Here is a 20,147-nt window from a genome sequence, read left to right on the forward strand (position 1 = left end):
AACATTTTGTCGTAATTTTTAACAATTACGGTTGATTTTCAAATATAAAAGGTAAAAGGCAGGAGTAATTGTAATGGATTTTATCAAAAACTTAATTTCGGGTATTTTGGGTTTCTTTACCGGACTGTTACGAGGGAAGAAAAGCAATGGCTACTTTTTAGAATTGGATGAAGCCAAAGATGCTGCTAAAGATACTGCTAAAGAGGTAGCATCAAACGCCAAAAAAGTAGCAGAGACAATTGTATCGAATGCTCAGAAAGTAACCGCAACAGTTACATCAGATGCACCAGAAGCATCCAAGCCAACTTCATTGAACGGAACAAAAACCGCCGCAGCTAAGACTAAGGAAGCTAAGACTAAGGAAAAATCAGCTAAAAATCCTAAACCAGCCGATGTTACGTTAGTGCAGACTGCTGAAGGTCTTAAAGTTGAACCTGGCAAAAACGCAAAAGCCGCAGCAGCCAAAGTTCTCAAAGAGGAGCCAACTGAAACAACCTTTGCGCCTAAATATCTCGCACCTTCAGCGACTAGCTCTAATGGTCGTCGCCGTCCAGGGGCGAATATGAGCGCTTATCTAGACATGGCACGTCAGGTTAAAACCCCTGGTTAAATCACAGAGACGCGAAATTTCGCGTCTCTGTACTTGATGAGTCAAGTGTGAATACGCAATATTAAGACAATTTTACCAGTTGTAGATGGGGGAAGTCTCCAAAGTAGGAGCGATCGCTTAATATTCTCCACTACAACTGGATCTTTTAGGGTCGAGGCTTTTTCATCCAAAACTATCCCTCCTACCCGAAGTTTGTTGACAGTGAACTCAAAGACGATTTCACCACTGAACCCTGAAGGAAAGTTTAGTTGTTGAAGGTGTTGGGTTAGGTCAGCAATTCCTGTTTCATCCAAGGCAGTGACGCTGATTACTTCTAACTGATGGCTGATTGCTGCGCCTGGTATTATATTAACTTCTTTGGCTACTGGGGATTGTGGCGATCGCCTTTGCCGGAGAAAATCTGGAGCTTCTGCTGAGGGTGGCGCTGATCGCTTTGAAAGTGATATTTTAGGCGTAAAACCACCAGGAAGACTGCCAAACACTCTTTGGTAACTAACCGCTTCAGGCATTTCTACTGGCACTTGCACAGATACATATTCGCTTCCTGGTTCTTCGACTGTGACATTAATATTGTGACGCGAACGCGTTCCTTCTGGGACTACAGGCGGTGTAATGCGGGAAGCATCAGGAACTTGATCTGTGTCACCGCTACCATCTATCGGCGTTCCTGGAATATATCTTGGCCCCACCACCATCGGGAAAACAAATTCGTAGTTCCCTGCCTCAAATTTTAAACTTTCGGTGTAACGACTCGTGACATCAATTTGTTCACCAGGTTTTATGTTAGCCAGAGATTGGGTAAAGATATTGTCTCGTTCCTGTTCTAGAAGTCCGGCGGTGCGTCCTTCTTGTTTTGCCTTTTCGTAGATGGCTATAGCTTCTTCACGTTTTTTAATATTACCTTTGATAATGCGATCGCCTATTTTTATTTCCATGTCATCTACCGCCGCCTCATCGGGTAACGGAAAGATATACAGTGCTTCTAAAGGCTGCGTGAACGGGTTTTCAAAACTTTGGATCACCTCAACTCGTGACAGATTACCTGCAATTTTTGCTAGAACTTCTGTGTGCTTGTGCGAAAAAAATTGCTGCTCTCCTTGAGGGTATTGTACGTACAAACCCCCCCAATTTTTGGTTTTGATTAGCTACTGTATTCATAAGTTAAATAGGTTTTTTTATAACTAATAGGCATCTTTAACAAATACCAATCCGCTATATAAATGAAAAGCTGAGTCCCAATTAGTCTGTTCCCTACGAAACAGATAAATGTGAGATTTGATATGACCCAGCATTTCTGTTTGATCTAATGTTGTATCTGCAAACGATGTGAAATCTGACCAAATTTTTACTTGAGGTAATTGCTGGTCAATCCAACTCGATAAACTATTCCAATTAATTCTGATTGTATTTTGGCTAGCTTGAGGAATGATTTCTAAACCTTGCTGAAATTCATAACCGTTATCATCAAATCGGAGAATGCAACGTCTACCAGGTAGGTGTAAATCACAAAACTGGGCATAGTCCTGTGTTTGAGTTTTCCTTTCTAGTTTACCGCGCACATCACGATCTACGACTTCCTCAAAAATCGGCAACAGTCCCACTACTCTTGCTGTGACTTCTGACCAGTCAAAGGTGAGAGAACCGAGTTGATTTTTCTCATTACGGCAAATAACAGTAGCTTGTGAGGTAAATTCTTGGAAATGTTTAACTTGATAAACTTGAATCTGCTGAATTTGAGCTATTGTTGCCCAAAAGCAAGGAATACCAGCCTGCTGTAACTGTTTACCGTAAAATTTTAGTTCTCCCACTTGGCCAGTGCGGTACAACCTCCAGCCACGACTTGGTAGTAACAGCCGTGCAGTGTAAGGGTCTAGCTGCATGATTTGGGCAAATTTTCGAGAAGCTTCTGCTTTTAGTTCGTTACTAAGTGGTTCTAAAACTAGTACGCCAGGTTCGGTATTATTCTCTTGGGCTGTTGCTTGGGAAATAGCTCTTTGTCTTTCTTCTAGCTCCATTTCTTGTAGCCGTCGCAAACCTTGCCGTGCGAGCGTCACTATTCTATTATTCCTCGTATCTCGCAACAGTTGCCGATAAACTTTTTCCGCATCCTGGTGCTTTCCAGATACTTCATGCAACCGACCAAGATAATATTGTACCCAAGGATGTTCTGGCGATTCTACTAGCAGCTGTTTCAGTAATTTAGCAGCTGTTTGATAATCTTTATTCTCAAAGGCGATCGCAACTTGCTCAATCATCACTTACTTTAAATACACGCTGGAGTGATGTCTCATGCAAAATATATTTTGCGTGAGCTATAAATCATTTATACTTCACAACTTGCGGTAATTAAGGATAATGCTACTACTGGGGCTGTAACTGCTCTCAGGATGCGGCGACCAAGGGAAACAGGTTGAAATCCAAATGCGATCGCATTCTCGATTTCTTGTGTTGTCCATCCTCCCTCTGGCCCAGTAGCAATAACAATCTCGTCAGAAATGCTATTCAGCACCTTGCTTAAATGGGGATACTCACCGCGAGCCTCACAAATGTAACGGTGAATTGTCTGATTAGCAATGACAGCAGTGTTAAAAGTAACAGGCTCTAAAATTGTCGGCACGAATGAGCGCTCTGATTGCTCGGCGGCTTCCGCAGCGATGCGCCGCCAACGTTCGAGCTTTTGAGGACTAGGATGAAGCAAAGTGCGATCGCTCAACACTGGTGCAATACAAGTTACTCCCAACTCTGTACAACACCGCACTACTTCATCAAATCCATTGCCTTTGGGCAAAGCCACCATCAGCGTAATTGATACAGGTAATTCTGTTTCCACCAAAAGTGCTTCTAAAACCTGTGCTTGTTCCCCTGCTAGCTGCGCTAACCACCATTTCCCTTTACCATCCATTGCAATAAAGCGATCGCCTTCACGCAAGCGCAACACCCGCCCCAAATAATGCTGTTGTTCTTTTGTGAGCAAAATTTGCTCTTGCTGGAGTTGGGAGGGTGCGATCGCAATTCTTTGCAGTTGAGACATTTTTCTTAATAAATTATTGTCCTGCTGTAGATATCTGTTGTCTAACCCAGGTACGGAAAGCACGAGTTGCTGCTATTTGTCCAACTTTCTTACTTTCTTGGATAAATCGGGGAATCTCTGTTACCAGCACAGGCGCAAAAGTTGGACTGCTATTATTCTGGAAGTATTGCCCACCATTCAGGGTGTAAACGTTCAACACATTTCCGTTATACCGCCAGAATTCTGGAACTCCCATTGAAGCATAAAGAGCCAACTTGTCTATCTTCGATCTGGAATATTCCACTTCCAGTACTATGTCTGGTGGTGGATCTGCATTTAGGTCAATATTTTCTTTGTTGCGGACTAAGAATTCATTTTGGATATAGTAACTACTGTCCGGTTCGCCTCCTCGTTCCAAATCATCCCGCGTCATAGTCAACGAGCCGGCACTTTTAACTTCTAAACCAAATTCTTCACACAGCACAAGAACAAAACCTTCAATTAGACGGTTTGAGTTCTCATGCGGCATTAACGGAGTCATAATTTCTACTATTCCGTTGTCATAAGCTAGCCTTTTATTTCGCTCACATCCCATATCTGCCAGCATAGCTTTGAATGTCTGCCAGCTGATGTTTTGCAGCACATCCCTAGTTTCTGCGAATTTTGCTGTTGTTACCATAGTTCAGTTTTCTTGTGGATGTGTTACCTAACTGTATTAGGACTTACACAAAATAGACACAGATGGATTTATCTGTGTCTATCTGTAGTTATCTTAAACTTTTCGGCTTACGAAAGATTCTGAAAGTAAGCTTCTAGAGCTTCAGTCACCAACTGAGTCATCGGCTTCCCTTGGCTTTCTGCTACTTCTTTCAATTTGCCATAAACCTCTTCTTTCAAATTTACCCGGTGGCGTGATTTGTTTGCACCATTGGCTGTTTGGGGATCGTAGCTAGCAGCAAACTCGCGGATGGCATCAAAACCAACGCGATCGCAAAAATCACCAAATTTTTCTTTCGATTTCCGAGATTTCTTAAAGTAAACAAAAATCGGCTCTAAGAAGATTTCTAAGTCATTGTGGTGCAGCTTATCTATGTAAGGTTGCGCCAGTCGAGTCTGATTTGGCGAACCCCCTAACCATAATTGGTAAGATTCTGGAGCGCTACCGACAAAGCCCAATTCTGCCAAGTAGGGACGAGCGCAACCGTTGGGGCATCCTGTCATCCTTACCACAAAATGCTCCTTTTGTAAACCGACTTTATCTAATAGAGCGCGAACCCGCTCTAAAATACCCGGTATTGCTCGTTCTGATTCCGTGATTGCCAAGCCGCAAGTGGGCAAAGCCGGACAAGCCATTGCATACCGCACTAAAGGTTCGATTTTTTTAGGGTCGTCTCCGACACCGTGACGGCTGAGAATGTCTTGAACAGCTTGCTTGCTATCTGGTTCGATATCGTAAAAAATCAGGTTGTGGTTGGCACTCAGGCGGATGGGCAAGTTAAACTGCTCGACAATTTCCCGCAAAGCGGTTTTAAGTTGAAACGAACCTTCATCTTTGATTCGACCATTGTCAATGGAAATTCCTAAGAATAGCTTGCCATCACCTTGTTCATTCCAGCCGAGGAAGTCATAATATTTAAACTCTGGCAGTGGTTTGAAAGCTTCGAGTGGTTTACCAAAATATTCTTCAACTTGGGTGCGGAATTTATCTACACCCCAATCGTTGATTAGATATTTTAATCTGGCATGACGACGATCGGTGCGATCGCCATAATCTCTCTGGGTAGCAACAATCGCTTTCACTATGTCGTAAACATCATCCTTCGCTACATAACCGATGGGGTCTGCTAACCTAGCGAAAGTTTCTTCTTTACCGTGGGTTCTACCTAAACCACCACCAGCAAAAATATTAAATCCTTCTAATTGCTTCTTTTTATTGGTAATCACTACCAACGTTAGGTCTTGAGAATACAAATCAATCGAATTATCCCCTGGCACCGTCACGCAAATTTTAAACTTGCGAGGCATATAGTACGTGCCATAAATTGGTTCTTCGTTGTCATGGATAATTGTACCATTTCCATTGCGTTGTCGCGCCGCCTTCACCTCTGGGTTCTCTTCAGCACTAATTGCTTTTTCCCCATCTAGCCAAATTTCGTAATAAGCGCCTGTCTGAGCTGATAGCAAGTCAGCAATATTCTGGGCATACTCCCAAGCATACTGATACTCTGGGCGATTCTTAAAGGGGGCTGGTGGTGCCATCACGTTGCGGTTGATATCACCACAAGCTCCCAAAGTCGAACCCAAATTTTTGACAATTGTAGCGATTGATGCTTTGAGATTCTTCTTTAAGATTCCATGCATTTGGAAACCTTGACGGGTAGTTACTCGTAAGGTGTGGTTGCCATACTCATCAGCTAACTTATCTAAAGCTAGATACAGCTGCTGTGGTACTAAACCACCCGGATTTTTTGTCCGCAGCATAAACTGGTAATCTTTTTCCTGTCCCTTGGTGCGGTTGTCGCGGTTATCCTGCTGGTAAGAACCGTGAAACTTCAAAAGCTGCACCGCATTTTCGGTAAAATGGGTAGTATCTTCAAGGATCTCAGTTGCTACAGGTTCACGCAAAAAATTGCTATTTTCCTTGATTCCTTCTACTTTAGAAGGCTTACGGGTTGCGATGGGGGAAGGAGCAGATTTAACCATTAGACTTGTATATTATTCTCAATAAAGCATTATGTAGACACCGAATCAGCACCCTTGGGCTACTTGATCCCCGGTAATCCGGCCGGAATAATGAGGAATGATTTAATTTTACCACGGCAAAAGCCGGCTTCGTCAGTGATGTAACACTTAACAAAACCAGCTTTTGGGAGTAGTGAGTTTTGTTAGCGGATAGCTATGGTTAAGCCAGTGCTAAGTCCTGAGTACTTAAGTACAGTATAGAGTGACTCAGGGCTGAATAATCTTTTATTTGAAGCGATAACCAATACCACCGTTGAGGCTAACAGCAGGAGTATCGCTATTTTGGTAGGCACCAAGTCCGACTTTGGCATTAGTGTAGACGAGGAAATTATTAGCAACTTCCGATTCAACACCAGCACCTACTACTACTGAATCTTTGTTACCTATGGGAGTTGGTGAGCCATCTTTCTCTACAAAAGAATAACCACCAGTTAAATAGGCATTAGTTCTATTAGCAATAGGCACATCCACAGAAAGTTCTGGGATAATAGCACTTGTCTTATCACTCCAAAGGACATTACCGCGTGCAGAAAATGGCGTAGTTCCTAATTTCACGCGACCTGTGACATTACCACCAAATGTCGCATCATCGTTGATACCTTGTCCGCCACTGGTAACGCCACCTGCAACACCAGCACCAACATAGCTAGCATTAGTACCTTTTTTAGTTTCAGCAGAAGCTTGGCCAGCTGATAGGAAAAGAGGAGCAATTATTAAAGAAGACAATGCAGAAATTGTCATGAAAGACTTGAGTAAGCGCTTCATAATTTTTACCAAATTTTGTATTTTTTACTTGTATATTCCAAGTCGATAATTGTATGAGAATGTTCCAAATATTTCTTAGATTTTATTAACTTAATGTTTCTATGGATGCATGATGTTTACAGGCTAACTATCCCAAAAAATCAGAAATAAGTTGTTATAATTACATTCAATGTCTTTTCCTCTGGGTTCTTTGTTCCAAAAATAGACGCTTTTAAAACTGGCACAACATTTGGGACTATAACTAAGTCGGGAAATGGGAAATAAAATACCCAGTTAACAATTTTTGCCGAGCTTTTCACATAGGATGAAAAGTAGGCTGTAGCATTCGTTGCAACAAGCTATAGAGGGAATATATAAAGTTAATTTTGAGCAATTATTGTGGAGATTGAATAATGCTAACCGCTGCAAAAACGTTATCTGGTTTGATGGGTTTATGTGTCGGTGATGCATTGGGTGTGCCGGTGGAGTTTACTAGCCGTGCTGAACGAGTAAAATCTCCAGTGACAACGATGCAGGGTTATGGCACATGGAATCAACCACCAGGAACTTGGTCAGATGATAGTTCCTTAAGCTTTTGCTTGGCAGAATGCCTTTGTAGAGGGTATTCGTTGGATGCTATAGCTAATTCCTTCTGGCGCTGGTACAAGGAGGCTTACTGGACTCCCCGTGGCGATGTCTTTGATATTGGTCAAACTACCCACACAGCAATTATGCGCCTGAAACAGGGAGTTGTTCCCCATCAGGCGGGTGGAAAGGTTGAAAATAGTAATGGCAATGGTTCTTTAATGAGAATCTTGCCGATGGCTTATTGTCACAGAAACTTAACTTTAAGCGAACTGCTAGCGCGCGTGCATGATGTTTCGGCTATTACTCATGCTCATGCGCGATCGCAAATGGCCTGTGGCATTTATATTAGTATTGCAGTGGTGCTCTTGGAAGGGGCTGACCTGCAAACAGCTTATTTACAAGCACTGCAAGATATCCAAACAATTTATTCTGTCCGAGAATTTTTGTTAGAGAAGCCGCATTTTGGCAGAATTTTCAGTGGTGAGATTGCCAAGGTACCAGTGGAAGAGATTAATTCTGGTGGCTATGTGATTGATACCTTAGAATCATCCCTGTGGTGTTTGTTAAATAGTTCGTCTTATTCTGAAGCAGTGTTGAAAGCTGTTAACTTAGGCGGAGATACCGATACTACCGCCGCCGTCACCGGTGGGTTAGCCGGAATTTACTACGGCGTGGAAAATATTCCCAAACAATGGATGAACCAAATTGCTCGTAGACAAGACATTATTTACTTGGCAGAGCGTTTTGCAAGGGCTGTTTACGCTTAGTACAACATTTCATTAATTCTTTGCGCCCCTCTGTGCTTACCCCTGCGCTCCTACCCTGGCCCTCAATTGCCACGATTTTACGCAAAGCTGTACTTAGAGTTATTAGTTGAGAGTAAAGATTGAGGAGTTATGAAAATCCTCACTCCTCACTCTTTACCTTTAACTTGCTGAGAAATCCACTGCAAGTAAACTTGAGAACCAGCAACAATTGGTAAAGCAATAATTTCTGGCACTTCATAGGAGTGCAATTCCTTAATTTTGGCTTCCATTGCCGGAAATTGCGCCAAATCAGTTTTAATCAGTAATTGCCATTCTTCCTCTTTATGCAGTTCCCCTTGCCAGGTGTAAATTGAGTGGATTGGTAACAGACTCACACAAGCAGCAAGTTTAGCTTCCACAAGAGCATTTGCAATTGCTTCTGCCTCCTGCATATTGCCAGCTGTCACCAATACCACACCATAGCCAGAAGGTGTCTCCATGACCTCTAAACCGTCGCAGACAAAGAATAGACCTGACCATCAATCAATAGTCGCGTGATGCCCTTAGCTTGCAAATGAGTCCGAGCTTTATGGAGCATTTTACTATCAGGAACTTTAATCACGCGATCGCGCTTCGTAGAAAAACGCTTTGCCACCCGATGGTTATCGAACACCGGCAGAGTTCTTTGCTGGGTTTCCAGGTTAGGAATTTGCCCCAAATCACCAAAGTCCTTGAGAGGTCGGGTAATTAATTCCGAAGAACGGTCAATTACCAAATAACAAGTTTTTGGCAAATTGGCTATCGACAGAGGTAAAACTTGAACTGATGCTTCACCTGGTCTTCGTTTTGTGACTAACGGTCTTTGGTCATCCAGGTCATCGTCGTCATAGTCTTCATCCTCAAAGTCATCATCTTCTAAATCATCATCTTCTAAATCATCCAAATCCTCTGATTCGTCTAACAAATCTTCGCCCAGCATCTGCGCGATGACGGCCGCTCCTGGATGCTCATTTTTTAGCGGTGGAATGGGAATGCTGACTATTTCCGGCGGCTTTTGCTCTGGAGTTTCTAATTTCTCTGTGACTCGGAGCTTCGGTTTTTCTGCCGCCGAGGGGCGTCGCCGGACTCGTCTACTAGCGGCGATTGACTCCGCCGTTTCCTCTGAGAAAAGTTCCTGCTCTACATGAATTACCCGACGTGGCTGCGGCTCAACCTTTGGTACTTCCACAGGTGGAGTTTCGATGGGTGGAACTTCTATTTCCGGCTCTGGTTGAGTCAGCAGAGGTAATTGCTCATAACTTACCTGCGCCCTCCCCTCAGGAGTTCTCGCAGCCCGCTTTAAGGAGACTAAGTATTCATACTCATCTTCTGGCAAAGTGCTTTTGAGCAGGCGACTAATTGTCGAATTACTCACACCATAGCGGTCTGCCAAAGTTGAGGTTGTTTCGGCAGTCTCTCGATATAACTTAAGAATTTCTTGCTTGTCAGAATCTGTTAATTTTCTCACGGTAGATACCAAAAATCTTTACTAAGCTCGTTTTCGTCCACTGGTACGCCGCGTTCGTCTTAGTGATGCGTCATATTCTAAGACAGCGCCCATGCCAAATAACACTCCACTAAACACCCAAAATACTTCTAATATTTCCCCACTTTGATAATTGGGGCCTTGGGCGTATTTAAACCACATATCTGCAATGTAAAGCGAAAAGGCCGCTGCTGCAATCATTCGCCAAGACTGGGAAACTCTTCCCCCCCAAAAGGCTAGCAGCAGAGTGGTAGCAATAATTAACAAAACTACATCGCTAACTACGTAAAACCAATTCAAAATAGCGACTAGCAGTTCTGAGGGTGTTCCCTGTTGCATAGAAATCCACCATGCTAACAAACTACCAAACATTGCAATTGCTAACACAATTAGCCACTGCCATTTTTCCAGATTAATTCGCCTGGAAGCCACAGCTAAAATCATGCCTGCGCCAAGTAATAGATAACTAAGTACAAAAAATATATCGCCTACAGACACATCCGGTTCATCTTTTAAAATTATTTCCGTATATCCGAAAATTATCCCCCCAACGAAATAGGAAAGCATGCCTAAGCCAATTAAGAGCCAAACATTTCGCCCACTGACGATTTGTGGACTCAGCCAGTTCCTCAAGCATAAGATACTGGCACCCAAATAAGCTAAAGCTTCAAAAATATTTGTGCCAATCACATACCATTCGGCCCGGCTTTCTATGCCATCTGCTCCGGGAACTTTGGCACTAAACAACAAAAAGTATAGCAGTGCCAGTACGGCCCAGCCAATATTAGCTAAGACAATGTTCTGAGTGGTGAAAATGGATTTAGAAAGGAGCGAATTCTCGTAAGAGTTATTCATAAAACTTGACTATGTAGATGCACTCTGGCAGTATTTTGAGTTAAAGGACTGTATATGTGGTGTGTCTGCTAGAAAACACACAATCAGACACCAAAAGCAAGTGCCAGTGGCAGGAACTTTGTTAAAGAATTTCCATACTACTGCCATAGTTTACCCAGCGGCGATTGATTTAGCCAAGCGAGAAATAGCGAACGCTCGGCTTCTGGCATATCTTCTAGCTTATAAATCACTTGTTTGGTAAAATTAGCGTTGCCAAAATAGGATTTTCCTAATCTATGTAGTTCTTGTAACAATATAACTACATGATTTTCTTGCCAATCAGGTATTTTGGCTGTCGGTAACGGATTAGTAGATACCAAATATTTAACTGCTTCTAGAGAAGATGTTTGGGGAAATTGTTTCTGCTTGAATACCTCTACAATATCTTTTTCAAATAATGCAGCTTGCCTAGCACCCAAAAACTCTTCAATGTCAATAGAAACACCTTGCAACAGCAAAATACTGGCTTGGATTAAAATTCCCGTTTTACCATGACTACCTGTGTCATTACCTAGCTGCTCTAAACGGATTTTACCCCAAACGCTAAAGCGTTCCGGTTCTTCCAGCAAAACACAGGCTTTACCTCGGTTATCCGTTAATTCTCTCCATAAGGCTCTAGCTTCTTCTTCTTGACTAGCTTTGAAGACACTAATCAAGCGAAAAGTCTGCCCTTGATAACTGAGGATCGGCACTTGCTGATCCTTTTTTGGGTGCTGAATGCTTGATATTTCAACATCCTGCCGTTTGAGAATAAACATGGCACTAGCAAATAACTCCTCACAGGGGCACTCTTAATATGGAATATATAATGGCATTTGGCAGCATCGCCAAGGCTGAAATTACCTAGCGTACTGTGAAAATGGGCCTAGCGATCGCCAGATCCTTCCCAAAGATAGCCGCCCAGAGGAGGGTGGCGTTAAAAGGCAAATAACCCTTTGACAACTCAATATATCTAAACCAATACTCCATCTGTTTCGTTTTCGGTGTAGATTAACTAACTAGCGACTTGCATCTTAGCCTTGCTAGTGGTAAATCTGCAATTTTCGATTGCTTCTTGGTAGCTGAACACGATATAATAGTGCAGATGACTCCTTTGGGAGCCATTATTTTGTTTTGGGCGCGTAGCTCAGTGGATAGAGCAATTGCCTTCTAAGCAATCGGCCGCAGGTTCGAACCCTGCCGCGCTCGTTTTAACTCAATATGAACCCTTAAGCACCGTGAAGTGATACAATGACTTGCACATTTGAGGGTTCATTTTGCTGCATCATACTAAGAACAAAGGTGACATTGCTGCAACAAAAGCAATGGCTGATCTAACCCTTAAAGGTTATTTAGTCCTCACGCCACTTGTTTGTGAACACTTACCTTTTGATTTTGTTGTCTACAAAGACGATAAATTTTACAAAATACAAGCTAAATACGCGGGAGATAACAGGGTAGTAAATAAAACTATTTGGGTAGATAAAAATGGGACTCATCAGAAGAAGTACAAAGTAAATGACTTTGACTTTTATGCGGTTTATCTTCCTGACATAGATAAAGTTGTCTATCCATCAATTAAGTTTAAGGGTTGCTACATAACTACTCAGATACCTAATTCAGCTACACCGTTTTACTGGTGGGAGGATTTTACACACTTTACTGAAGCAGCCTCTAAGCGAACCTACAAGGAGTTTGGCGTTGATTTAACAAGTAGAAAGGTTAACCCAGACTCTAGGATTCATACCAGAAAAGTTGAAAGACCATCAAAAGAAGAACTAGAAAAACTAGTTTGGGAAAAGCCAACTGCACAAATTGGTAGAGATTTTGGCGTGTCTGATAAAGCTGTAGAAAAGTGGTGTAAGGCTTATGGGGTAGAAAAGCCACCTAGAGGGTATTGGGTTAAGAAAGCTTATGGACAAGTAGAAGGACAGTTAATAACCAATGACGAAGGTTCACATCTTTAGTAAGGATGTGAGTTTTACTAGCATGACACCCACTTGATAGCTAAAATTTTGGATTCATAGCCAAATCATAGTCAAAATATCAAGCAAGTCACTCAGTTTTGTCAGCTTTAAATCTCTTTGGAAAGCTGAAACTTTTAACTTTGCCTTGATTGTTATATTAATTTAAAAAGCCCGTGACGAGGATTGAACTCGTGACCTCACCCTTACCAAGGGTGTAGCCTAGAAGCCCAGAAGCCTTACCTGTAAACACCCTAGCGAGTCCTAGCACAACCTTTAAGACGGGGTTAGGACAGTGAGGGAAATCAAGCCAGTTAATAATAATGGTTCTATTCAGCTAAAGTTCTCCGTAGGGGGTAAAAGGTACTCATTTAACCCAATACCGGGGGGTCAGTTTACTAACCACAGGGACTTCAAGACGGCGCAGGTGATCGCTAGCCAAATACAAAATGACATCCTAGCTAAGAACTTTGACCCAACACTAGACCGATATAGGCTAACTCCAAAGCAGCAACCTATACAATCCGGTAGCCAAACCTCAAAACCTCAAACGCTCATAGAACTGTGGGATTACTGGGTAGATAGCCTCAACCTTTCAGTAGCTACCAGACAACATCACTACAAAGCGATTAGGCAGCAGATTATAAAAGCTAATCCTGATTTGATGGATACCCTGTGGCTGACCCAATCCAACTTAGCCCCTTCAACTTTTAATCAACGCTTGGGTTATTTGAAAAGATGCTATCGCTGGGCTATATCAAAAACCCTGGTAAATATTAACCCCTATGACGAGCTAAAAAACCACAGGGTTTACGTGAAGTCAATCAAACCCTTTACTTCCACAGAGATTAAAGTGATTATCCGGGGCTTTGAAGAGTTAGCCATACACTACGCGCCCTTTGTTAAGTTTTTACTGGCTACAGGTGTTAGAACATCTGAAGCTATTGGGTTACGTTGGCTTCATGTGGACTTTGACCAAGGGTTTGTAATCATCCAAGAAAGTCTTTCTAGAGACTGGGCCGGTAACGGGTATCAGAGGGTTAGAAAGGAGACTAAAACAGGCGGTAGCAGACATCTGGGAATGACTGATGAGCTACGGTTACTGTTGTGGTCAATCAAACCCCCTAAACCTGACCAAGATTCCCTAGTATTTACTACGGTTAAAGGAAAACCTATAGATGATGGTAACTTCCGAGAGAGATACTGGGTTAAGGTACTAACTAAAGTCGGTGTAGATTACCGAAGACCTTATACAACTCGGCATACAACTGCTAGTCATGCCATAGACCAAGGCACTCCAGTTACTGGGGTGGCGTATCTACTAGGGCATAGTGACACCCGAATGGTTATGCAAACCTATGGGCACATGATTAACCGCCCAGAGTTACCGGATATGCCTATCAGTTAAAATAGAATATTTAATATGTTCGTTACTCCCTGGGTGCGCTCAAAGCCTACCTAGGTATCCGGGTACGCTCATGGAAAAAGCAAAAACAGGTACAGTAGGTATCGAGAAATATAGGGGTAAATATCGCCTAAGATTACCCAGAGCGATCGCTAACGGTTCTAGTCGCTATATTTTCACTGGATTATCTGTTGATAGCCAGGATGGATATAAAAAAGCCCAGCGATTAGCCTGGGATATCGAGGATGAAATAGTTAAAGGGGCTTTTAACCCTAGTAAGTATAAAGCTACCCGTAAGCATCAAATAACCTCATCACTAACCCTCAGTGAACTTTGGCAGCTATATAGTAACTACCGGAAGCCTAGCCTAGACATAAGTACATATCACGCTCACTATGAGGGGACTTATAAAAGATTAATCGCTGAAATGCCTTATCATTCACCCGATGATGCCGAGAACGTTAAGGTTTGGTTAGTGCGAAACAGACCCGCCAATGTAGCCAGAAGGATATTGATACTACTGAGTGCAGCTATGGACTGGGCAGAGCTACAGGGATTTGTAGCTACTAATAAGTTTAAGGGGCTATATAAAAACATAAAGGTGTTTAAAAAGAAGCTTATTAACCCCTTTACCACCTTTGAGATGCAAGCCATTCTTGAGGCTTTTCAGGGTAGCCACTATGAATCCTTTGTGCGCTTCCTATTTCTCACTGGCTGTAGAACCGGTGAAGCGATCGCCCTACAGTGGAAACAAGTAGCCCCTGATTACAGCTATGTAACCATTAACGCTACCTATTACCCTGAGTTAAAAACTAGGAAACCTACGAAAACACACGCTAACCGTAAAGTACCTTGTAACTCTCAGATAGCTAAGTTACTCCAAAGTCTACCTAAGGGGGATTTGTTAGACCCTGTGTTCACCAGCCGTAACGGGGGGATAATCAGCAACAAGCTGCTCCTAAAAGCCTACTGGAAGCCCAAGCTGACTAAGTTGATTAAGAAGGGTTTAGTAGACCGTTACAGACCTCTATATAACACTAGGCATACAGCTATTACTCGAATGCTTGAATCTGGGTTAACCTCTGCTGAGGTTGCCAGGGTGGTTGGAAATAGCCCCAAGGTAATCACAGAACATTATGCTGGCGTTAGTCGGCTTACAGTTCTACCAGAAATATGAGAGTAGCCGGATTTTAAGCATTAAGAAGCCAAAGGTTAAAATACAATCATCGAATATTGGCTTAATCCTCTGGGAATACCGGGGGATTTTTCTATGGTTATGCTCTTGCCATACATAAACTTTATGCACTATTATGTATACATAAGGCAAGCAAAGCCTAACTAAATCGTCCGAACGTCCATAAAGAGCCAATATTCGAGGATTAATAATCATGAAAGCCACCACTACTGCTACAACCGCTACTAAAACTTACATACCTGTTAGAGAATCTGTTCTTAAAAAAATCCTCAAGGCTATGGAAGCTCTAGGGGTTATTTGGGACGGTTCCATTAACCACATAGATCGGTTCTGTTGGGCATCAGATACGGCTATGACCGACTGGTGTTCACTTAACCCCGCTAAGAACCATAAAAAAGTTGTTTACATTCAATATGTCGCCTAGTCGCACTACTGTAGCTCTAAGTCCTGAGCATAAGAAAGCCCTTGAGGCGATCGCTCAGGACTTACTTGGAAGTCCTAACGTTAGCCTACTCATGAGGAATATTGCTGAGGGTAGGCTAACTGTCACAGGAGTAATGAACCCCCCGATGACATTAAGACATGATCTACCCGCCCTTAAGATGCAAATGGAGGAGACTATTAAGACCATTGATGAGATTATGGGGTTCCATTAAAAGAACCGACTGCGGATAATGTAGGCAGAATGTTCAGTAATAACTCTAGGACTATTACTGAACACTCTGCCGTGGTCAGTCGCTCCATAGTTCTATCAGAGTTTTTAGGGGCAACTTGACTGTGTGTAGATATCACTACGATATCTAAAACAATGACTAAAGCTAAGACCACCCAAGAAACCTCAAAAGTCGCTAGCCTTGACCCCAGGTTAACCCAAATCATCCAACTGTATACGGTAGGCCAGCAAGAGTATGACGGTATCAAAGACTATCCAGAGTTAGAACTGAAAGATTTTGAAAATGAAGTCCAGTTATTGATTTATAAACAAGGTTTTGAGGACGCGGTTTATGACCAATCTTTCAAGCCCGAACTAGACAACCCTGAGTTTTTAAATCATCCAGGAGGTACAGTTTTCCAAGGATGGGTTTTAAAAGGTAAAGAGTATTCTGAGGATGGTTCATGGATCATTAGATGGACTAATGGTAACGGTATCATCGGAAGAACTTTAATAGCGCCTAATGGCTAAAGCCATCTTAAGAAAATAACGGAGAGTTTTTAAACTCTCCAATAAACCCTTAAAACAATGAAACCAAAAAGATTAATAATAAACATCAATGATGAACTCTACAGTCAACTTCAAACCCTTTCAGCGATTAACGGACTTTCTATGGCCGGACAAATCCGTTATCTTGTTTCCCAAGCAACCAAAGATGCTTCAAGAAACCATAGAGGAAATGAATAGACATAATGAAAAAATATCGGTTTCCTTAGTCAGAATAGATGACGCGATCAATAAACAAACCAAGGTTACTGAGAGGCTTCTGGATTGGCTTCAGAACAACCCAGAACGCATTAGTAAACCTTAAGACATCCTAATATATTAATGAACAATAAAGAACCCTTCCAAGGCATCCTGGGAGGGCTTTTAGTTGGACTAGGAATCTAAGCTGACGTTAGTCAGGTCTAGGCTAAACTGTTAGCCCTGTAGTTTCTCCAGTCTTCATTAATGGTATTTCTGATCAAAGCTACCAGGCCATCTGTATTGGTTCCCTCTGGGGCATTAATGGTAAATGATGGATTAAAGGAAACCGACTTGGTACTGTTTTCAGTCTTGGGGATAACCAAGGGAGTACTAATAGTTTCCTTGGCGGTTCCCGGCTGTTCTAAAGGTCTGATGGAGTCTGATAGTCCCCGAACAGGTTTTCCGATATCCAAAATAGCGTCAGAAGGTTTAATGGAAGCCGAAGGCGCTTGTTTAGCCTCCTTAGAACCAAACAGGCGATCGATACCAGAACCTACAAAAGCCTGAGTATTTTTAATGCCTTGATCGGCAAAGTTTCTGATACCTGCTATAGGATTCAAAGACGCGCCGATGTCTCTTATTTTCTCAAAGATAAAAACAAAAGCTCCTTTGATCATCTGGGCTATTTCTGAGGCTGTATTGGCTATCCCCCCGGCTATTATTTGTACTGGCGCGATTACAAGCGCTTTGAATAATATTGAGGCTACCGAACCCCAATCTATTTGGTATATACCCTTCCATATAGACACGCCGAGTTTAGACAAACCCGCACCTACTTGTAACCAATCGGTCTTACTAATAGTTCTCTCTAGTCCTTTTAAGAATCCGTTGGTTATCCCGGTTAACCCTCCGACCATATTGGAGAAAACAGAGTCCAAACTGTCTAAACTTTCGCCATAGTTCAGCCCTGTAAAAACTCCTGTTAGATCAGAAAACCAATCAGTAACCTTGATAAATCCGGTCATGAAGCTATCGCTATTTAACCCTATGGAGTTCATAAAGGGCGTTAGGGACTGACCGAAGCTACCCAAGGACATCATTAAGCCTTGAACCGCATCTAGTCCTGTCCGGTTACCCATCTCTGGTATTTTCTTCAAGAAACCAAAGATACCGACATCCTGATTAAAGATATTGGTTTTCATGATCTGAATCATCGAGTCTACTGTACCGTCGAAGCTGTCTAGGGTTTCCTTGGTAATGGCTTTTTTCCTAGCAGCATCCATGATATTAAAGCGCGTTTCGGTAGTTAACTGCTTCCAGTCCTGCCCCATGCCTTGCTTGGCGAACTCGGATAAAAGTTCCTCTTTTAGTACTGGGTTTCTGGCAAATAACTCAATCCTAAAAACTTCGGATAAAGTACTAGAACCGCTAAGGGCTTTGTTAAGAGCCATACCGCCCATGTTCATATTGGCTCCTCTGATAGCCCCCAGGACTCCGTAGCCTTCCGTTAGACCCAACAAACGCTCTTTGTATGTTTTCTCATCTCCTCCGGATATCCCGGCGACTGTCGCAGATATAGATGATGCGATGGTATTGAAGTCTCCATTCTCCCCAGGTAATGCCGCCGCCATTTTGACTATCTCGGCTCTAGTTTCAGCTACCAGGTCTTTGGCTTTCCCAAAGTTTACCCCTAAGCGCCCTGCTAAGTCCCCAGCTTCTGCCAGTCCCAAAGTTTGTATTTTGGCGGCATCCTGGATGGAGTTACTGATACCGGAGATAGCCGAGGAAACAGCCCCTAGAGTCCCCATGATCGCCGATGCGCCTAAACCGCCCATCATGGTACTGAAAATACCGCCATTGGAACCCATAGAGCCAACTTGAGCGCCCATGACCCCCATGTTTTCTCTGATGCGGGCGATCGCCGGGCTAATCAAATCGGTAGCTGTTAACCGGACATTAACTCGGTTTTGGTCGCTCATGAGGCTTTACCACCTTGGGTTGTTTCAATGGCGGTTTCTAGAGAGTCTTTTAGAACAGTTCTAAGGAAATCAGATACAGACAGCCCAAATCGCTCTGCGTACCATTTCAAAGCTTCTGATTCAGTCTCAGTAGTTCTAAAGGTAGTCCTTATTACCTTTCTTTGTTCGCTGTCGATTTTTGGTCTCACCATTATGTTTTCTAAGTATTTTTGTCCGTCATTAATACTTAGTCATTAATGGGTGGTCTTAAGGTCACAGCAAGGCAAATGAAAAGATTGCCAGTGATCACCATTAGTATTTATACTTATAAGAGATAAAACATCGCTATCCTTAGCTGGTAAGGGTTACAGAGGATAAGTTAGTTACCCTTTTGGGGGTAACAGGGATAACTTATAGCTTAGGTATAGAAGTGCATATTCTACTTATGTTCGGTTCACTGGTGCGTATGTGGCATCTTTGAGGCTCCCTTGCTGCTACCATAAATGCTTACTGTGGGCTGACTTCAGGCTATATCAGGGGCTTTTAGTTGCGGTCAGTCGGCTCCCTGGTTGCTTTTTTTTTAACCCGTAAATATTACTGATTTAGAACCGGATCATATTTCAGGCAGTAAAAAGCACTCATGATTTTGCCACCCTAGAATGGCTACAAACTATGCAGAGCATGACTTTACTACCCGTGAATAGGTAGGAAATAGATAATCTGGCTCGGTAAACAGGTGGATTAGGTCGTACAAAATAACCCCATCTACTCAAACCGGGTTAACCCATGTGCCAGTTATTACAAAAATATACCACTTTAGTGCTGACAGTTCAGTGTCGATTGTGGTATCATTAGAACATACCAGCTAAGAAATAAGACCGTTATTAATATGGCTAATATGACCCTAAGATTACCTGATGACTTGGATCTACAGCTTAAAGCACAGTCACAGGAAAACGGCATTAGCAAGCATCAGTTGATACTCGACTTACTGAATGGAGGCTCAGGATTAACACTAGGATATTCAGAGCTACCCCAAGACACGTTGAGGGACTTACAGGGCCAGATAGACCAGCTAGAGAAAAAAGTAAAGGCGTTAGCAGAAAACGCGGGATATCCCTTTGGGACTTTCTAATACGCCTGGGGGGGCTTAGTTTGTTCCCTTATCTTTTGGACTTTCCTTAAAATAGACAAGAGATAGAGGAACATTGTTTTACCCCGTTCACCACCTAAATAATCATAGATTGAAATCTATGATTACCATAGGATATTTCAATGATTACTTTTAGCCTCTAAGTTCGCATCAAATCACTTCAGAGGCTATAACCCTGATTCTACTGTTGGTTAATAGCTGTATTTAAATAATGACGAAGTAATAGCAGCAGACA

At 42.6% G+C, this 20,147-nt stretch carries 21 protein-coding genes and 1 tRNA gene; 10 read left to right on the forward strand and 12 right to left on the reverse strand.

Features of this window, described 5'->3' with window-relative positions; genetic code table 11:
- Positions 1–73 precede the first annotated feature (73 nt).
- Positions 74–610 carry a hypothetical protein gene (locus tag H6G26_RS16235; RefSeq protein ID WP_190730242.1) on the forward strand — a complete coding sequence of 179 codons (537 nt, stop codon included), beginning with the start codon at positions 74–76 and terminating at the stop codon, positions 608–610.
- A 41-nt stretch (positions 611–651) separates the two neighbouring features.
- Here the strand turns inward: H6G26_RS16235 and H6G26_RS44275 are convergent, their stop codons facing one another.
- The 6 genes from H6G26_RS44275 to H6G26_RS16265 form a co-directional block, all read right to left on the reverse strand.
- Positions 652–1,728: a VIT domain-containing protein gene (locus tag H6G26_RS44275; protein WP_199326934.1), complete on the reverse strand. Its 1,077-nt coding sequence runs from the start codon at positions 1,726–1,728 to the stop codon at positions 652–654.
- Positions 1,729–1,791: 63 nt separating this feature from the next.
- A complete protein-coding gene (locus tag H6G26_RS16245; protein WP_190730243.1) occupies positions 1,792–2,865 on the reverse strand; it encodes a tetratricopeptide repeat protein in 1,074 nt (357 codons plus the stop codon).
- A 68-nt stretch (positions 2,866–2,933) separates the two neighbouring features.
- The gene (locus H6G26_RS16250; protein WP_190730244.1) at positions 2,934–3,641 is read right to left on the reverse strand and encodes a 16S rRNA (uracil(1498)-N(3))-methyltransferase; all 708 of its coding nucleotides are present in this window, start codon (positions 3,639–3,641) and stop codon (positions 2,934–2,936) included.
- A 13-nt stretch (positions 3,642–3,654) separates the two neighbouring features.
- Positions 3,655–4,299: a Uma2 family endonuclease gene (locus tag H6G26_RS16255; protein WP_190730245.1), complete on the reverse strand. Its 645-nt coding sequence runs from the start codon at positions 4,297–4,299 to the stop codon at positions 3,655–3,657.
- 107 nt (positions 4,300–4,406) lie between these two features.
- The gene (gene sir / locus H6G26_RS16260) at positions 4,407–6,323 is read right to left on the reverse strand and encodes a sulfite reductase, ferredoxin dependent (protein WP_190730246.1); all 1,917 of its coding nucleotides are present in this window, start codon (positions 6,321–6,323) and stop codon (positions 4,407–4,409) included.
- Between the two features lie 264 nt (positions 6,324–6,587).
- Positions 6,588–7,127: a hypothetical protein gene (locus H6G26_RS16265; RefSeq protein ID WP_190730247.1), complete on the reverse strand. Its 540-nt coding sequence runs from the start codon at positions 7,125–7,127 to the stop codon at positions 6,588–6,590.
- A gap of 392 nt (positions 7,128–7,519) precedes the next feature.
- Here H6G26_RS16265 and H6G26_RS16270 point away from each other — a divergent pair, with 392 nt between their 5' ends.
- A complete protein-coding gene (locus tag H6G26_RS16270; RefSeq protein ID WP_190730248.1) occupies positions 7,520–8,461 on the forward strand; it encodes an ADP-ribosylglycohydrolase family protein in 942 nt (313 codons plus the stop codon).
- Between the two features lie 146 nt (positions 8,462–8,607).
- Here the strand turns inward: H6G26_RS16270 and cutA are convergent, their stop codons facing one another.
- The 4 genes from cutA to H6G26_RS16290 all read right to left on the reverse strand — a co-directional run bounded on the left by cutA (position 8,608) and on the right by H6G26_RS16290 (position 11,617).
- Complete coding sequence (cutA, locus tag H6G26_RS16275; protein WP_190730249.1) at positions 8,608–8,940, reverse strand: divalent-cation tolerance protein CutA; 333 nt, start codon at positions 8,938–8,940, stop codon at positions 8,608–8,610.
- 5 nt (positions 8,941–8,945) lie between these two features.
- On the reverse strand, positions 8,946–9,947 hold the full coding sequence (locus tag H6G26_RS16280; protein ID WP_190730250.1) for a transposase: 1,002 nt from the start codon (positions 9,945–9,947) through the stop codon (positions 8,946–8,948).
- Positions 9,948–9,968: 21 nt separating this feature from the next.
- Complete coding sequence (locus tag H6G26_RS16285) at positions 9,969–10,820, reverse strand: hypothetical protein (protein ID WP_190730251.1); 852 nt, start codon at positions 10,818–10,820, stop codon at positions 9,969–9,971.
- A gap of 137 nt (positions 10,821–10,957) precedes the next feature.
- Positions 10,958–11,617: an Npun_F0813 family protein gene (locus H6G26_RS16290; RefSeq protein WP_190730252.1), complete on the reverse strand. Its 660-nt coding sequence runs from the start codon at positions 11,615–11,617 to the stop codon at positions 10,958–10,960.
- Between the two features lie 357 nt (positions 11,618–11,974).
- Here H6G26_RS16290 and H6G26_RS16295 point away from each other — a divergent pair.
- The 7 genes from H6G26_RS16295 to H6G26_RS16325 all read left to right on the forward strand — a co-directional run bounded on the left by H6G26_RS16295 (position 11,975) and on the right by H6G26_RS16325 (position 16,585).
- Positions 11,975–12,047, forward strand: a tRNA-Arg gene (locus H6G26_RS16295).
- A 68-nt stretch (positions 12,048–12,115) separates the two neighbouring features.
- Entirely contained in the window at positions 12,116–12,805 is a 690-nt protein-coding gene (locus H6G26_RS16300) for a group I intron-associated PD-(D/E)XK endonuclease (RefSeq protein WP_190730253.1), read from the forward strand.
- 292 nt (positions 12,806–13,097) lie between these two features.
- Positions 13,098–14,210 (forward strand): tyrosine-type recombinase/integrase, encoded by a 1,113-nt coding sequence (locus H6G26_RS16305; RefSeq protein ID WP_190730254.1) that lies wholly within the window; start codon positions 13,098–13,100, stop codon positions 14,208–14,210.
- Positions 14,211–14,280: 70 nt separating this feature from the next.
- Positions 14,281–15,384, forward strand: a complete 1,104-nt coding sequence (locus H6G26_RS16310; protein WP_190730255.1) for a site-specific integrase — start codon at positions 14,281–14,283, stop codon at positions 15,382–15,384.
- A gap of 211 nt (positions 15,385–15,595) precedes the next feature.
- On the forward strand, positions 15,596–15,826 hold the full coding sequence (locus tag H6G26_RS16315; protein ID WP_190730256.1) for a hypothetical protein: 231 nt from the start codon (positions 15,596–15,598) through the stop codon (positions 15,824–15,826).
- Positions 15,816–16,058: a hypothetical protein gene (locus tag H6G26_RS16320; RefSeq protein ID WP_190730257.1), complete on the forward strand. Its 243-nt coding sequence runs from the start codon at positions 15,816–15,818 to the stop codon at positions 16,056–16,058. The genes H6G26_RS16315 and H6G26_RS16320 overlap by 11 nt, the downstream gene beginning before the upstream one ends.
- A gap of 152 nt (positions 16,059–16,210) precedes the next feature.
- Positions 16,211–16,585 (forward strand): hypothetical protein, encoded by a 375-nt coding sequence (locus H6G26_RS16325; RefSeq protein WP_190730258.1) that lies wholly within the window; start codon positions 16,211–16,213, stop codon positions 16,583–16,585.
- A 437-nt stretch (positions 16,586–17,022) separates the two neighbouring features.
- Here the strand turns inward: H6G26_RS16325 and H6G26_RS16330 are convergent, their stop codons facing one another.
- Both H6G26_RS16330 and H6G26_RS16335 read right to left on the reverse strand, forming a co-directional pair.
- Entirely contained in the window at positions 17,023–18,780 is a 1,758-nt protein-coding gene (locus H6G26_RS16330; protein WP_190730259.1) for a hypothetical protein, read from the reverse strand.
- On the reverse strand, positions 18,777–18,971 hold the full coding sequence (locus tag H6G26_RS16335; protein WP_190730260.1) for a hypothetical protein: 195 nt from the start codon (positions 18,969–18,971) through the stop codon (positions 18,777–18,779). Before H6G26_RS16335 ends, H6G26_RS16330 begins: the two co-directional genes overlap by 4 nt.
- 677 nt (positions 18,972–19,648) lie before the next feature.
- Here H6G26_RS16335 and H6G26_RS16340 point away from each other — a divergent pair.
- Complete coding sequence (locus tag H6G26_RS16340) at positions 19,649–19,894, forward strand: CopG family transcriptional regulator (protein ID WP_190730261.1); 246 nt, start codon at positions 19,649–19,651, stop codon at positions 19,892–19,894.
- Positions 19,895–20,147: the final 253 nt, after the last annotated feature.

This window comes from Nostoc sp. FACHB-888, assembly GCF_014696655.1.
GTDB lineage: Bacteria > Cyanobacteriota > Cyanobacteriia > Cyanobacteriales > Nostocaceae > Nostoc.